At 58.2% G+C, this 14,920-nt stretch carries 14 protein-coding genes; all 14 read left to right on the top strand.

What is annotated here, in order from left to right; all coding sequences use genetic code 11:
* Window positions 1-58: 58 nt before the first annotated feature.
* Entirely contained in the window at window positions 59-541 is a 483-nt protein-coding gene (locus tag AC559G_RS16030; protein WP_498913233.1) for an Hcp family type VI secretion system effector, read from the top strand.
* A gap of 50 nt (window positions 542-591) precedes the next feature.
* On the top strand, window positions 592-1,038 hold the full coding sequence (locus AC559G_RS16025) for a DUF5675 family protein (protein ID WP_498913232.1): 447 nt from the start codon (window positions 592-594) through the stop codon (window positions 1,036-1,038).
* A gap of 16 nt (window positions 1,039-1,054) precedes the next feature.
* Window positions 1,055-1,735, top strand: coding sequence for a hypothetical protein (locus AC559G_RS16020; protein WP_498913231.1), 681 nt, complete (start codon window positions 1,055-1,057; stop codon window positions 1,733-1,735).
* A gap of 197 nt (window positions 1,736-1,932) precedes the next feature.
* Window positions 1,933-2,307, top strand: coding sequence for a T6SS amidase immunity protein Tai4 family protein (locus AC559G_RS16015; RefSeq protein ID WP_498913230.1), 375 nt, complete (start codon window positions 1,933-1,935; stop codon window positions 2,305-2,307).
* 105 nt (window positions 2,308-2,412) lie between these two features.
* Window positions 2,413-4,131, top strand: coding sequence for a type VI secretion system-associated FHA domain protein (gene tagH / locus AC559G_RS16010; RefSeq protein ID WP_498913229.1), 1,719 nt, complete (start codon window positions 2,413-2,415; stop codon window positions 4,129-4,131).
* Window positions 4,128-4,901 (top strand): PP2C family protein-serine/threonine phosphatase, encoded by a 774-nt coding sequence (locus AC559G_RS16005; protein ID WP_095848360.1) that lies wholly within the window; start codon window positions 4,128-4,130, stop codon window positions 4,899-4,901. Before tagH ends, AC559G_RS16005 begins: the two co-directional genes overlap by 4 nt.
* Window positions 4,902-4,928: 27 nt before the next feature.
* Window positions 4,929-5,897, top strand: coding sequence for a type VI secretion system-associated protein (locus AC559G_RS16000; protein ID WP_498913228.1), 969 nt, complete (start codon window positions 4,929-4,931; stop codon window positions 5,895-5,897).
* A gap of 16 nt (window positions 5,898-5,913) precedes the next feature.
* Window positions 5,914-6,735, top strand: a complete 822-nt coding sequence (locus AC559G_RS15995; RefSeq protein WP_498913227.1) for a type VI secretion system accessory protein TagJ — start codon at window positions 5,914-5,916, stop codon at window positions 6,733-6,735.
* A 2-nt stretch (window positions 6,736-6,737) separates the two neighbouring features.
* On the top strand, window positions 6,738-7,316 hold the full coding sequence (locus AC559G_RS15990) for a type VI secretion system baseplate subunit TssE (protein ID WP_230472692.1): 579 nt from the start codon (window positions 6,738-6,740) through the stop codon (window positions 7,314-7,316).
* A 4-nt stretch (window positions 7,317-7,320) separates the two neighbouring features.
* The gene (gene tssF / locus AC559G_RS15985; protein WP_498913226.1) at window positions 7,321-9,204 is read left to right on the top strand and encodes a type VI secretion system baseplate subunit TssF; all 1,884 of its coding nucleotides are present in this window, start codon (window positions 7,321-7,323) and stop codon (window positions 9,202-9,204) included.
* Window positions 9,201-10,295 (top strand): type VI secretion system baseplate subunit TssG, encoded by a 1,095-nt coding sequence (gene tssG, locus AC559G_RS15980; protein WP_498913225.1) that lies wholly within the window; start codon window positions 9,201-9,203, stop codon window positions 10,293-10,295. The genes tssF and tssG overlap by 4 nt, the downstream gene beginning before the upstream one ends.
* A 64-nt stretch (window positions 10,296-10,359) precedes the next feature.
* A complete protein-coding gene (tssH, locus tag AC559G_RS15975) occupies window positions 10,360-12,993 on the top strand; it encodes a type VI secretion system ATPase TssH (protein WP_498913224.1) in 2,634 nt (877 codons plus the stop codon).
* A gap of 49 nt (window positions 12,994-13,042) precedes the next feature.
* Entirely contained in the window at window positions 13,043-14,515 is a 1,473-nt protein-coding gene (locus AC559G_RS15970; protein WP_498913223.1) for a serine/threonine protein kinase, read from the top strand.
* 88 nt (window positions 14,516-14,603) lie between these two features.
* The coding region (locus tag AC559G_RS15965) for a contractile injection system protein, VgrG/Pvc8 family (protein ID WP_498913222.1) at window positions 14,604-14,920 on the top strand (317 nt) is incomplete at its 3' end.

Raw genomic sequence — 14,920 nt, 5'->3', positions numbered from 1 at the left:
TGCCATCATAAACGCTTTTTCTAAAGCAATACATTATCACTAACAAAGAGTAAATATTATGGCTATTGATATGTTCCTGAAAGTCGACGGTGTGACCGGTGAATCGAAAGATTCCAACCACACTGGCTGGACCGACATTACTTCTTTCTCCTGGGGCGCATCCCAACCGGGCAACATGAGCGTTGGCGGCGGCGGCGGTGCCGGTAAAGTTAATTTCAATGACTTAAACGTGACCGCTCTGATCGATAAATCTACTACGGCAATTCTGAAACACAACGCCAGTGGTAAACACCTGACCAAAGTTGAATTATCAATCTGTAAAGCTGGCGGTCAACAGGTAGAGTATGTACGAATTACGTTAGAAGATGTTCTCGTAACTTCTGTCGAATATACAGGTACAGATAACGGTGAATTAGTCGGTATCTCCTATGCTTTCCAAGCGGCGAAAATTAAACAGCAATACTGGGAGCAAAGCTCTTCTGGTGGGAAAGGTGCTGAAAGCAGCACTGGGTGGAATATTAAAGAAAATAAAGAAGCATAACAGTCTTAGCGTTCTCGGTAGAGAACGCTTCAAATAATAGGGAAATAGTTATGGCCAACAATTTAATTTCTATTAAACGTCTCTGGCAAACAGATAATTCCACTATTAGCACTTACGATATTTCAGGAAGTAAAATTAGTGGTTATATTCTCGAGCGTCCAGGGCCTGATACTACCATTTCTGGTTTAAGAAAGCGGATCCCTGAAGGTTCTTACAAAATAAAGTGGCACAATAGTAATATACCTTCAGTAAAACCTTACAACCCAGTTCCATTGCTTTACAATGCCAATGTACCACAATCACGCTATATCCTAATACATAATGGTAATTACCCCCGAAATACAGATGGATGTTTACTTATTGGTAGTACAAAGGGCAATGATTTTGTTAGCGGGAGTGTCGCGAAGTTGAAAGAATTAAAGGGATATATAACACAGGAAGGTATTGAGAGTTTTACAATTTCCATTACATCTTGCTATGTAAATTGCAAAAAATAATAAAACAGGAGTTTTTATGCCTATTAAATCACTGTGCCTATTATTATTTACCATTAGTACTTATCCTGTGTTCGCACAACAAACGTTTGAACACGGTGTGCTCCAGGCTTACTGGCTACCAGTATGGAACGATAATGGTACGAAAAATACACCGCAATTAAAGTATCGCTATTTTGTATTAAATCATAAAAACGATGTTGAAAAAGTCATCAATATTGATTCAAACAATGAAAAAAGTTTTATTTCTCGCCTGGAAAAACATTTCCATAATGTACCCAAAAGTTTCACTGATTTTAAAGAGGGTCACCTGGAACAAGCAGGCAGTTTAGCAGTAGACCACTTGAAGTCGGTTAAAGAATGCGATCATAACTACAGCGGAGCAACACTAATCAATTTCCTTCCCACACCTCAACTCCATTTCGATATTGATAAAATGGAAAAAAATGCAGGTTGTGAATCATACCCATATATAATAAGTTATTCCGTTAGCCCTGAAATTAACGAACTCTATTTTAAAGAATCACCGAACCCTACGGCAAAAGACACGGCCGCCATTCCTAATGGTGTGTCATTGGTTAAAATAAAAACCATTAATAAAGACTGGATACAGGCTGCTGTCTATGATGAAAGCAAACCAGGGTTAACTGGTGTACCTGAGGGTTATGTTGAATTAAAAAAACTGAAACCAGTGAACTAGTTTCATTAGGATAATAGGGTGAAGCTTGACAATAACAAAGATCTTATAGTCTCCCCTAAGAGCCTGCGTTGACAGTATTAAAAAACGCCTTGCCGATTTTTTTCTGCAACGCAAGCTATTTGGAATGTTGTTTTTCAGGCGGTGGAAGAGAAAATAAAATCGCATATGAAAAACACTTGTAACAGGTGAATTCCCAAATGAAAACACCTCATCTGTTTTTATTTTTAATGATTATACCAGCAATCACATTAGGCAATAATTTTAAAACCGAGCATTTATCTCAAAAACTACTCTACAAAAACTGGCTAATTAGTCGCTGCTTCGGTAAGGCAACGGATTCTATTAATAGCCGCCAAGATGCTTTCCGTTCAGCAAGCGCTTATCTAGAATATAGCGAATTACCTGCCGATGCTTTTGATGAAAGCGAAAAACTAATCAACACGTATTTACAAAAACATATACAGGGCTCCATGAAAGGCAGCTATCACACGATGGAATGCCTGTCCCTTGCTGAATCACAAGCAGCAGATCAGATTTATAAAAAATACACCGACACTTATAAAAATCCATAAACCACGACAATAAATTTAAACAGAACGCAGCCTTACCTCTTTATCTTGCCCGCGCGATGGGCGAACAAAACAGTTTGCATCACACCTAATCAGCAGGAATGTCTTATGCGATTTACCATTGTACAAAATAAAAATGGCCATACACCGCCGCAAAGCAGCTGCGATTTTTTGCCGCCGGGCGGCACCATTGGCCGCAGCGTCGATAATAACCTGGTGCTGCCGGATGAAGAGCGCGCTATTTCACGCCTGCAGGCCATTGTGCACATTTCTGCTGACGGGGAATGCCGCATCACCAACCGCGGCAATGTGACCCGTGTGGTGCTAAACGATATTCCGCTGGAACGCGGCCGCCAGGTGGAACTGCAAAACGGCGATGTGCTTGGCATCGATGATTACCGCATTCAGGTGAGCGCGCCGCACCAGCAGGCCGCGCCGGTGCAACAGCAGCCAGCGGTTGATGATACTCCGCCGCCCGTTGCCGCAGCCGCCACACCGGTGCCAAACGAAATCTGGGATAGCCTGGTGGAAGAGTTCACCCCGGCGGCGGCGCAGCCTGAACCGGTGCCGCAGGCGCCTTTGCGTAATGATAACCCCCTGCTGGCGCAGCCGCGCCCAGAGCTGAACCCGGCGGATCCACTGGCACAACTGGCCGGCGATGTCGACCTGCACCATTTGCAGCATAAGCAGACCGATCCCAACGATCTGTTTAACGGCAATGCCCCTTTTGAGCGGGAGAATATCCTCAACGACACCACGCCAAGCACACTGTTGGCGGGGAAAAAACCGGCAAGCGCGCCGCTGCAACCCGCCCCCGGCGCGGTGAAAAAAACACCGCAACAAGAGCTGGATCCGCTGGCGCTGTTTGGCGGCAGCTCATCCTCATCCCCTGCGGCGCCGGAAACGTTAACGACGGACGATCCGCTCGGCCTGTTGATGGGCGGTGCGGCACCGCTGGCCCAGGCCGATGTGCCACCGGCGCGCCCACAGCCACAACCCCAGCCACAGCCGGAACCCGCCCCGGCGCCGGAACCGCAGCCACCCACGCCGCCAGCGGCTGAAGCCGCACCGGTTGCGCCCGAGCCCACCCCAACGCCGGCACCGGCGCCGCAACAGCCGCGCCCGCGCCCAGGCAACCGCCTGGGGATCGATCCGGTCGCCTACCAGGCGCCGCAGCCACAACCGGCCGGCGCCCACCCCGGCGATGCACTGCACGGCCCAATGCTCGAAGCCCTGCTGCAAGGCATCGGCCTGAACGATTTGCAGCCACAGCCACAGATTGATGAACAACAAATGCAGTTGGTGGGCCGGCTGCTGAGCTTGTTCTCCCAGGGCACGGTGGCGCTGCTCTCTTCACGTTCCATTCTCAAGCGCGGCGTGAAGGCGGAAATGACCATGATCCTGGATGAGGCCAACAACCCGTTCAAACTGTTACCTTCCGGCAAAACCGTGCTGATGCAGATGTTCGGCAGCCGGATGCCGGGCTTTATGCCACCAGAGCAGGCCGTGCGCGATGCGTTGATCGATCTGCAGGCGCACCAACTCGGGATGATCGCCGGCATCCGCGCCATCATCGCGGCTATGCTGCAATCCTTTAACCCAGAGCGGCTGGAGGAAGAGGCGCGCAAAGAAGGCGCCGCACCACGCCTGTCGCTGCCTTCCAACCGCAAGGCGGCGCTGTGGGATTACTTCGTTAAAAACTACCAGCAAACCGCCGGCGAAATCGAAGACGACTTCCACACCCTGTTTGGCGAAGCCTTCCTGCACGCCTACGACGTTGAAGTGAATCAGTACAAAGACTCACAGACCAAACCGGATGCGCAATGAAGATCACTTTAGCCTCTACAACAAACCAGGGCAGCCGCGCCACCAATCAGGACCAGACCGGCGAAGTGCTGGGCGAACGTTCCGCCTGCTTTGTGGTGTGCGACGGTATCGCCGGTTTTCCCGGCGGTGACGTGGCCGCCAGGCTGGCGCGCGATACCATCCTGCACAATTTCGATGGCGAAAAACACCTGAACGCGCAGAGCATTCGCGCGCACATTGCCCGCGCCAACGCGGTTATCCACCAGCAGCAGCGCCAGGTGGCCGAACATAGCAAGATGGGCACCACGCTAGTGAGCCTGTTTATCGATCGTGACTATCAACTGGCCTACTGGGCGCATGCCGGCGACAGCCGCCTGTACCTGTTTCGGCGCGGTTACCTGCATACCGTAACCACCGATCACAGCCTGGTGCAACAGATGCAGGATGCGGGCTATCAAACCAACGGCATCAACAGCAACCTGCTGTACTTCGCCCTCGGGCTGAGCGAAAAGCGCGATGCCACCTACAGCGATGTGCTGCAGTTGGAGGATGGCGACGTCTTCCTGCTGTGCACCGACGGCTTTTGGCACAACTTTACCCCGGCCGAGCTGGAACAGTCGCTGCATATGGTCAACTCCCCCAGCGAGTGGCTGGCCCTGATGCAGCAGGCATGGAAGCAAAATAATAACAGCGATAACTACAGCGCTATCGCCGTATGGATTGGTTCACCGCAGGAAACCACGCTGCTGCACTCGTTGGCGGACGCCGAGCGTTTCCTTCCCCGCGACTGAGCCGTTATGACACAGCCAAGGTTAACTATGAAATATTGGATGCCAGGTGCCATCGCCCTGCTGGCGATGCCCGCCGTACATGCGGCAAATTACCGGCTGGTATATTCCCCCAGCCAAAAGCTCGAAGTGTTCATCGACGACGTAAAAAACAATAAACCGGAAAGCTGGTGCGCCAAGAGCATCCCATTGCGCATCGTCTCCGGCCAAAGCAAAGATGCCGCCGTATTGGACGATTTTCTGCCGCGCGTCGGCAACCTGCTGGAAAAACAGTGCCCCAGCGTTACGCAGTTGCCGTGGCAGCTCACGGATAAAAGCGGACAGACGCTGGCCGAAGGCTCCGCGGCAAAAAATCAACGCTGGAAGCCGCTGCTCAAACAGCCGCCGGCAATGCCACCGGCCCAGCCCAGCGCGCCGCCCGCCGTTGCCGTCACCTCACCGCTGGCGGATGCCGAGCCGGTGCAAACGTTCGATTTGCCCCAGGGTTGCCGCTTCCGCACCTACTGGAGCAGTGCCGGCAACGGCAGCGCGCTGTTTATTCCCGGCGGCGACAACTTGCGTTGCGCCGATGGCTGGCTGAACGGCAGCAGTACCGTCTTGCTGCAACAAAGCAGGCAGGCGCAGCCGGTGGCCGTAACCTTCCTGCAGGGCTACCCGCTGATCAACCTGAACCTGAATCAACAAACCCTGCGCGTGGTGAGCGCCAACCGCCAGCGCCTGGTGCTCGGCGGCACAGCGGCCGGCAGTTACCTGCTGCTGCCGTTTGATGCGCAGCGCCATACCTGGGCCTATGGCGGCACCATTATCGTTGAGCTACCGCGCCTGGAGGCCGCCGACGCGGCCAAGGTTAAACAGCGCATCGGCCGCGCGCACGAAGCCTGGCAACCGCTGCTGGCCGGCCAGCCGCAGCCAACGTTTAAGCTGGTGGAAAGCCTGGCCGCCGATCGTGAAGATCCGGCCAGCGGCAGCTACCAGACCGTAACCGCCACCGCCCATTGATGACGAGGAACTCACCGTGAACTCATTAACCCAACTCTTAGCCGGGGGCTCCGTCAGTGCGGCCATTACCACCGTGGAAGACGCGATCCGTCAGCGCCCGGCAGATGCCGATCTGCGCGCCGCCCTGGCGCAACTGCTGTGCCTGAGCGCCAACTGGCCACGTGCCAAAGCGCAGTTGAAATCCTGGCTGGCGCTCAAACCGATCGCGCAACCCACCACCTTGCTGCTGACGCAGGCCGTAGACGCGGAACTGCAGCGCCAGGCGGTATTTGCCGGTGAGGCGGCGCCGGCGCTGCTGCAATCGGGCGAAGCCTGGCTCTCTTCACTGGTGGAAGCTCTGCGCCACGATGCGCACGGCGATGCCGGCACCGCCCAGGCATTGCGCGATGAAGCGCTGGCCGCCGCGCCGGCCAGCGCCGGGGAGCTTACGGTAGCGGAAGGCGACGCACCGCACAGTGTGCCCTTCGACTGGCTGATGGACGGCGATGGCCGCCTGGGCCCGGTATGCGAGCTGGCGCTGAACGGCGTGTACTATTGGCTGCCGTTCTCCGCCATCGCAGAAATCCAGTTCCAGGCGCCTCAAAGCGTTATCGATCTGGTCTGGAGCCATGCGCTGGTACGCCTGAACGACGGGCGTGAACAGGTATGCCAACTGCCGGCGCGCTATCCGCTGCCGGAAAACCCCAGCGATGCCCTGCTGCTCGGCAAACTGACCGAATGGCAGCCGCTGGGCGACGGTCCGCATTACGCCGGGCTGGGGCAAAAATCCTGGCTGAGCGCCGAACGTGAATTCCCGCTGCACACCCTGCGCCAACTGCGCTTCGAACAAGGTGCCTGAAAATGACCGGCAAACGCCCAACGGCAATGCTTAGCGGCAGCGATCTTCAGCGCCAGGGCTACCGTTTTCGCGACAACAGCGAACAGCTTACTTCACGCGACAAAATGCAGCCGGTGCTGCTGGATCTGCTTACCGACGACGAGCCGCAGAAAAAACAGGAAGCGCAGGTGCGCAACCTGGTGTCGCACAGCGAACTGCGCCGCCGGGTGCTGCGCGATCTGCAGTGGCTGTTCAACTGCGTCAACCACGAATCGGGCGCCGATCTGGCGGACTACCCCCATGTGCGCCGCTCCACCCTCAACTATGGCATCGCCTCGTTGGCGGGCAAGCGCATGTCGGACATTGAATGGCTGGATATTCAGCGGGCGCTGACCGAAGCCATCCTCAACTTTGAGCCTCGTATCCTGCCCGATGGGCTACAGGTGCGCTGTATCTCCGATACCGGCTCGCTGGAACTGCATAACGTACTGTCAATCGAGATTAAGGGGCGCCTGTGGTGCATCCCCTACCCCCTGGAGTTTTTGTTCCGCACCGATGTGGATCTGGAAAACGGCCATTTCGATCTGAAAGACATAGGATAAGGCGATGGACAGTAAGCTTTTAGAGTATTACAACCGCGAGCTGGCATACCTGCGTGAAATGGGCGCCGAATTCGCCGAGCAATACCCGAAGGTCGCCGGCCGGCTCGGCATGCGCGGCATCGACGTGGCCGATCCTTACATTGAACGCCTGATGGAAGGCTTTGCCTTCCTCACCTCGCGCGTGCAGTTGAAAATGGATGCGGAGTTTCCGCGTTTTTCGCAGCGTCTGCTGGAGATCATCTACCCCAACTACCTGGCGCCCACGCCGTCAATGGCGATCGCCGAACTGACGCCGGACAGCAGCAAAGGGGATATCAGCGGCGGCTTCCGCGTGCCGCGCGGCACCATGATGGATAGCCAAACGCTGAAAAAGACCGGCATCACCTGCAGCTACACCACCGCGCACGATGTGACATTGCAGCCGGTGCGCATCAAGCAGGTTGAGCTGGGCGGCATTCCGGCGGATATTCCGCTGGCCGCCCTCGGGTTGCAAAACCGCGGCAGCGTCAGCGCCTTGCGCATCCGCATGGAATGCTTTGAATCGGTCACGCTGAAAAACCTCAACCTCGATCAACTGATGTTTTATCTTGCCGGCCCCGATCTGCAGGCACAGCAACTGCTGGAGCTGGTGATGCAGCATAGCGTCGGGCTGCTGTGCCAAACGGTTGAAGCCACGCCGCAGCGCTGCGTGCTGGCCGACGATGCCCTGCGCCAGGAAGGCTTCGAGCCCGATCAGGCGCTACTGCCGAACGATCTGCGCAACTTTGAAGGCTACCGCCTGCTGCAGGAATACTTCGCCTTCCCGGCGCGCTTCCAGTTCGTCAGCGTCAGCGGCCTGCGCCCGCTGTTGCAGAACGCGCACGAGAGCCAAAAAACGCTGCGCCAGTTCGATATCATCGTGTTGTTGGATAAACAAGATCTGGCGCTGGAGCGCGTGATCGACGCCAGCCATCTGGCGCTGCACTGCACGCCGGTGATCAACCTGTTCCCGAAGGTGGCCGAACGCATCACGCTGAATGAAAACCACCATGAATATCACCTGGTGGTGGATAACATTCGCCCGCTGGATTACGAAGTGTTCTCCGTGCAACGCCTGGGCAGCAGCGCCAGCGAAAAGCGTTACGAGCAGGAATTTCGCCCGTTTTACAGCACGCTGAGCGAAGACGACGGTAACTATGGCGCCTATTTTTCGCTGCGCCGCGAACAGCGTTCGCTGTCGGAACATGCCCGTCGCTATGGCACCCGCACCGGCTACATCGGCTCCGAGGTGTTTGTCTCGCTGGTGGACGAGCGCCAGTCGCCATGGCACAGCGATCTGAAATACCTCACCGCCGACGTGCTGTGCACCAGCCGCGATTTGCCGCTGATGCTGCTGCAGGATCAAGGCAATTTTGTGATGCCGGATTCCATTCCAATCCAGCAGGTCACGCTGAAGAAAGGCCCGACCCCGCCGCGGCCGGCGTTGGCCGACGGCATGATAGCCTGGCGGCTGATCAGCCAACTGCAGCTTAATTACCTGAGCCTGATGGATGGCGATCCACAACAGGGCGCGGCCAGCCTGCGCCAATTGCTGGGGCTGTATGGCAACCTGAGTGAACCGGCGACCGCCAAGCAGATCCAGGGCGTGCGCCACTGCCAGCTGTGCCCGGTGTATCGCCGGGTGCCGGAACCCGGCCCGATCGTCTTCGCCCGCGGTATCGCTATCGATCTTACGGTGGATGAACGGGCCTTTTCCGGCAGCAGCCCCTATCTGCTGGGCAGCGTATTGGAACGCCTGTTTTCCCGCCTGGTGGCAATCAACACCTTTACGGAAATGACGCTGTCCAGCCAGCAGCGCGGTGAAATCGCCCACTGGCAGGCGCGGGTGGGCAAAAGGACGCTGATATGAGCGAACGCGCAACCGAAGCGGCCGCCGCGCCACAGCAAACCGGCGCGCCGAAAATTCACGCGCTGCAGCGCCTGCCGGGCGATTTCTGGCCGCGCCTGATGGCCGCGCCCTACCGCTACGATCTGTTCCAACTGCTGCGGCGCATCGATGCTCAGGGCGGCCAGCCTTACCCGTTGGGCCGGGCGCCGCAGCCGCGTTATGAAATGCTGCGTATCGGCCAGGAGCCTTCGCTGTCGTTCGCGCCGTCGACCCTGGCCAACGTTAATCCGCGCCCCGGCAGCGATCTGCATGACGTAGCGATTTACAGCTTCGGCCTGTTCGGCCCCAACGGGCCGCTGCCGCTGCATCTTACGGAATACGTGCGCGAGCGGGTGTATCACCATCAGGATCATACGCTGATGGCATTCGCCAACCTGTTCCACCACCGGCTGGCCCTGCTGTTTTATCGCGCCTGGGCCGATGCCCAACCGACGGTATCGCTGGATCGCCCGGACAACCGCCGCTTTGATAATTATCTGGCGAGCCTGATCGGTAACGGCCAGCCGGCACAGCGCAACCGCGACAGCATCAGCGGCCACGCCAAGCATTACGTGGCCGGGCACCTGATCCGCCATAGCCGCGATGCGGAAGGGCTAAGCAAAATACTGCGCCACTACTTTAAAGTGCCGGTCAACATTGTTGAGAACGTGCCGCACTGGCTGCCCGTAGACAAACGCGAACAGGCGCGCCTGCAGGCCGGGCGCGGTGTGCCGCGGCTGGGCGAATCGGCTTTTCTCGGCATCGCGGTGCGCGATATGCAGCACAAGTTCCGTATCGAACTGGGGCCGATGGCGCAACAGGATTATGAACGCTTTCTGCCCGGCGCCCCGCAGTGCCAACAGTTGCGCGACTGGGTGCGCCAGTATCTGGGCATCGAGTTTGCCTGGGACGTGCGGTTGATCCTGGCCAAAGATGCCTTCACCGGCACCCAACTGGGTGGCCGCCAGCGTCTGGGCCTGAGCAGTTGGCTTGCCGCGCCGGGCTATCACCGGGATGCCGATGATTTGATTTTTAGCCCTGAGCCGCTGGAAAAGCAGGCCGTATACCCGTAGTCACCCCTTTTTATTATCCGGCCGGCGGCGCACAGCGCCGGCCCTGTATGCCCTGAGGAAAACCATGTCTGAAATCAGCCGTTCGGTATTATTTGGCAAACTGGATAGCCTGTTATTTACCTCGCTGGAAAGCGCCACGGCGTTTTGCAAACTGCGCGGCAACCCCTACGTTGAAGTGGCGCACTGGCTGCACCAGCTGATGCAAGCGCCGGAGGGCGATCTGCAACAGGTTATTCGCCATTTCGGCCTGGACGAGGCACGGCTTGCTAACGACATCGTCGCCGCGCTGGATCGCCTGCCGCGCGGCGCCAGCGCCATTTCCGATCTGGCCGAACACATTGACAGCGCCGTTGAACGCGCCTGGGTTTACGGCTCGCTGAAGTTTGGCACCAACAACATCCGCGGCGGCCACCTGCTGCTCGGGATGCTGAAAACCTATAGCCTGCGCCACCTGTTGAAAGGCATCTCGGCGCAGTTCGATCGCATCAACGCCGATCTGCTGATGGAACAGTTCGCCACGGTAACCGCCCACTCGAGCGAAAATGCCCAGGCACAGGCGGCGGCCAATGCCACTGGCGAAACGCCTGCCGCCGTTGGCGGCAACCTGCTGGCGCAATATGCCCAGGATCTAACGGCGCGGGCGCGCAATGGTGAAATCGATCCGATCGCCGGCCGTGACGAAGAAATCCGCCAGATTATCGATATCCTGATGCGCCGCCGGCAAAACAACCCGCTGCTAACCGGTGAAGCCGGCGTCGGCAAAACCGCCGTGGTGGAAGGGCTGGCGCTGCGCATCGTTGCCGGCGACGTGCCGCCCCAGCTGCGCGACGTGCAGCTTTACCTGCTGGACATCGGTATGCTGCAGGCCGGCGCCGGCATGAAGGGTGAGTTTGAAAAACGCCTGCAAACGGTGATTGATGAAGTGCAGTCCAGCCCAACGCCAATCATCCTGTTTATTGATGAGATCCACACCCTGATCGGCGCCGGCGGCGCGCAGGGCACCGGCGACGCCGCCAACCTGCTGAAACCGGCGCTGGCGCGCGGCCAGTTACGCACCATCGGCGCCACCACCTGGGCGGAGTACAAAAAGTACATTGAGAAAGATCCGGCGCTGACCCGCCGCTTCCAGGTCGTTCAGGTGCAGGAACCGGATGAAGGCAAAGCGCTGCTGATGCTGCGCAGCACCGTCAGCCCGCTGGAACAGCACCACCGCGTTCTGCTGCTGGATGAAGCCGTCGAGGCGGCGGTGCGCCTTTCCCACCGCTACATTCCGGCGCGCCAACTGCCGGATAAAGCCGTCGCCCTGCTGGACACCGCCTGCGCGCGCGTGGCCGTTAGCCAGCACGCCGAACCGGCTCAGGTGGAAGACTGCCGCCAGCGCATCAACGCGCTGGATATCGAGCTGGCGATTGCCCACCGCGAAGCCAAAGTCGGCATTGGCGATCCGCAACGCCCCGCGGCTATCGAAGCACATCTAACCACGCTGCGGGAAGAACTGGCGCAGTTGAACACGCGCTGGCAACAGGAACTGGCGCTGATTCAGCAGATCATCGATCTGCGCGCCCAATTGCACCGCCAACAAGAACAGGACGCGACGCAAGCCGATGCCGATGCGCTGCGCGCCCAACTGACCGAACTGCAGCCACAACTGCAGGCGTTGCAGGGTGAAACGCCGCTGATCTTCGCCGCCGTTGATGCCAATATCGTGGCCGCCGTAGTCTCTGACTGGACCGGCATCCCGCTGGGCCGCATGGTAAAAAATGAAATCGACGCCGTGTTGAACCTGGCTGATACCCTCAACCAACGGGTGATTGGTCAGCGCCACGCGCTGGATCTGATTGCCCGCCGCGTGCGCACTTCCCGCGCCCGCCTGGACGATCCGAACAAACCGGTGGGGGTGTTCCTGCTGGCCGGCCCTTCCGGCGTGGGGAAAACCGAAACCGCCTTGACGCTGGCGGAAACCCTCTACGGCGGGGAACAGAACGTCATCACCATTAACATGAGCGAATTCCAGGAAGCACACACCGTCTCCACGTTGAAAGGGGCGCCTCCCGGCTATGTCGGCTACGGCGAAGGCGGCGTGCTGACCGAAGCGGTGCGCCGGCGCCCTTACAGCGTGGTGCTGCTGGATGAAATCGAAAAAGCACACCCGGACGTGCACGAGATCTTTTTCCAGGTGTTCGACAAGGGCTGGATGGAGGACGGCGAAGGCCGGCATATCGATTTCCGCAACACTATTATTATTCTGACCTCCAACGTCGGCAGCGATCTGATCGCCGGCCTGTGCAGCGATCCTGACCTGCAGCCAGACCCCGAAGCGTTGAGCGGCGCCCTGCGCCAACCGCTGCTTTCGGTGTTCCCGGCCGCCCTGCTGGGCCGCCTGCTGGTGGTGCCTTACTACCCGCTGAACGACGATACGCTCGGCAACATCGTGCGCCTGCAGCTTGGCCGCATCCAGCGGCGGCTGGAGGAGAACCACGATATCGCCACCACCTTTGACGATGCAGTAGTGCAACAAATCGTCAGCCGCTGCACTGAGGTGGAATCCGGCGGGCGCATGATCGACGCCATCCTGACCAACACCCTGTTGCCGCAGATCAGCCATACCCTGCTAGCCGCCAGCGCCAACGACCAACGGTACCGCACGCTGCACATTACTATGCAAGGCAATGAATTCGCTTATCAATTTCAGGCGTAATGCCGGGGCCGCTACGGCGGCGGCGCTTATTTACAGAGAGTAAATTATCATGTCGGAAACCGGGATAAAAAAACCGAACTCAAACAGCCTGCCGATTGGCCATCGCTTCAACGAGTTTGAGATTAAGGAAGTGATTGGCGAAGGCGGTTTTGGCATCGTGTACCGCGCTTACGATCACCAGTTGGAGCGCGCCATCGCCATCAAGGAATACATGCCAACGCAGTTGGCGATGCGCAATGACGATCTGACGCTGAGCCTGCGCGGCGAGCGGTTCAGCAAAACCTTCCAGGCCGGGCTTAACAGCTTTATCCAGGAGGCGCGCCTGCTGGCGCGTTTCTCACACCCCGGCCTGCTGCATGTGCTGCGCTTTTGGGAAGAGAACGGCACCGCGTATATGGGCACCCAGTTTTACAGCGGCACCACGCTGAAAAACCTGAAGGCGCAGCACCCAGAGAAAATCGACGAAGCGTGGATCCGCCGGCTGCTGCCGCCGCTGTTCAGCGCCATCAGCACCATCCATCAGGAAGGCTATCTGCACCGCGACATCTCGCTGGACAATATTCAGATCCAGGAAAACCAGTTGCCGGTGCTGCTGGATTTCGGCTCCGCGCGCAAAGAGATCGGCAACCTGTCCGATTCTACGGAGATCATGCTGAAACCGGGCTTTGCGCCGATTGAGCAATACAGTGAAGACAGCGACGGCGAACAAGGGCCTTGGACCGATATCTATGCCCTGGGCGCCGTGCTGCATACGCTGATTGCCGGCGATCCGCCGCCGGTGAGCGTGGTGCGCAGCATTGAAGACAACTACCAGCCGCTGCTGGAACGCCGCCCGGCAGGCTATTCGGCGGAGCTGCTGCGAGTGGTTGACCATGCGCTGGCGCTGAAGCCGGAAGACCGGCCGCAGACCATCGATGAGATGGCCGAACTGCTGAACCTGCCGGTGGCCGATGAAGCCGACATCGTCAGCGCCCCTTCCACCACGCCGGAACCCGCGCCGGCAGCAGCCAAACCCGCCGCCAGCTCCCCGGCCGCCGTTGCCGAGACGGCGAACAGCACCTCGCGCGCCCGCCCAATGATCTATGGCGCAGGCGTGGCCGCCGTGGTGGTGATTGGCGCGCTGGCCTGGTTTATGCGCGGCGCCGGCACCGAGAACAACGCCGCCGACACGGTGAAACAGGACGCACAGCCTTCAGCGGTGGAAAAAACCCAGGAGCCGATGCAACACGCGCCGCAGCAAACCGCGGCCAATAATGCTCCGGCCCAGCAAGCCGAGCCAGAGCCTGCGCAGGTCGCCGCCGCACCGGTGGCGCTGGTGTATTTCCGGCTACAGCCCGGTGAGAACGTCAGCCTGAACGGCAAGCCCCAGCAGGTGCAGGCCGGCAGCAACGGCTTTGCCAGCCTGAACCTGGCGCCGGGCAAATATCAGGTTGAGATCCGCCACGATCGCAACCTGCGCCGCCAACAGATCACAATTGAGAATTCTGGCACCTGGTTGATTAATCCGGCCACCGCAGGCTAACGCTTTATCGGCAGCCGCCAACGCTGCTCTATCCCAATACGAACAAGTTCGGCGCGCCTTAGCGCGCCCCGTTACAGAGGATGTCCGCATGCTGGACCGTATTTCCGCCTATACCCCGCTGGGCACCGGGCAACTGCTGTTCCATTCCCTGGACGGCACCGAAGCCCTTTCCGAACCTTTTGATTTCAACGTGGCATTGTTGAGCACCAACCCACGCCTGGATCGCAAGGCCCTGCTCGGCCAACCGCTGACCCTGGTTATCCCTACCCAGGGTTTTATCGCCGAGCCGCGTTTCCTTAACGGCAAAATCACCGCCGTCGCCGTTTCCAGCGAAGAGATCGGCGGCACTCGCTATGCGGTCTATACCCTGCGCGTGCAGCCCGATCTGTGGCCGATGACCCAGGA

It is taken from the genome of Gibbsiella greigii, from assembly GCF_039540155.1.
In the GTDB taxonomy this organism is placed as follows: Bacteria; Pseudomonadota; Gammaproteobacteria; order Enterobacterales; family Enterobacteriaceae; genus Gibbsiella; species Gibbsiella quercinecans.
Note: the sequence above shows the minus strand (reverse complement) of the source record. Positions and strands in the feature narration are given on the sequence as shown.

What these genes read in the sequence shown, in the direction of transcription:
- AC559G_RS16025 (WP_498913232.1), top strand. Translation starts at nt 592, where the DNA reads ATGGCCAACAATTTAATTTCTATTAAACGTCTCTGGCAAACAGATAAT.
- AC559G_RS16015 (WP_498913230.1), top strand. Translation starts at nt 1,933, where the DNA reads ATGAAAACACCTCATCTGTTTTTATTTTTAATGATTATACCAGCAATC.
- AC559G_RS16000 (WP_498913228.1), top strand. Translation starts at nt 4,929, where the DNA reads ATGAAATATTGGATGCCAGGTGCCATCGCCCTGCTGGCGATGCCCGCC.
- AC559G_RS16030 (WP_498913233.1), top strand. Translation starts at nt 59, where the DNA reads ATGGCTATTGATATGTTCCTGAAAGTCGACGGTGTGACCGGTGAATCG.
- AC559G_RS15970 (WP_498913223.1), top strand. Translation starts at nt 13,043, where the DNA reads ATGTCGGAAACCGGGATAAAAAAACCGAACTCAAACAGCCTGCCGATT.
- tssH (WP_498913224.1), top strand. Translation starts at nt 10,360, where the DNA reads ATGTCTGAAATCAGCCGTTCGGTATTATTTGGCAAACTGGATAGCCTG.
- tagH (WP_498913229.1), top strand. Translation starts at nt 2,413, where the DNA reads ATGCGATTTACCATTGTACAAAATAAAAATGGCCATACACCGCCGCAA.
- AC559G_RS16020 (WP_498913231.1), top strand. Translation starts at nt 1,055, where the DNA reads ATGCCTATTAAATCACTGTGCCTATTATTATTTACCATTAGTACTTAT.
- AC559G_RS16005 (WP_095848360.1), top strand. Translation starts at nt 4,128, where the DNA reads ATGAAGATCACTTTAGCCTCTACAACAAACCAGGGCAGCCGCGCCACC.
- tssG (WP_498913225.1), top strand. Translation starts at nt 9,201, where the DNA reads ATGAGCGAACGCGCAACCGAAGCGGCCGCCGCGCCACAGCAAACCGGC.
- AC559G_RS15990 (WP_230472692.1), top strand. Translation starts at nt 6,738, where the DNA reads ATGACCGGCAAACGCCCAACGGCAATGCTTAGCGGCAGCGATCTTCAG.
- tssF (WP_498913226.1), top strand. Translation starts at nt 7,321, where the DNA reads ATGGACAGTAAGCTTTTAGAGTATTACAACCGCGAGCTGGCATACCTG.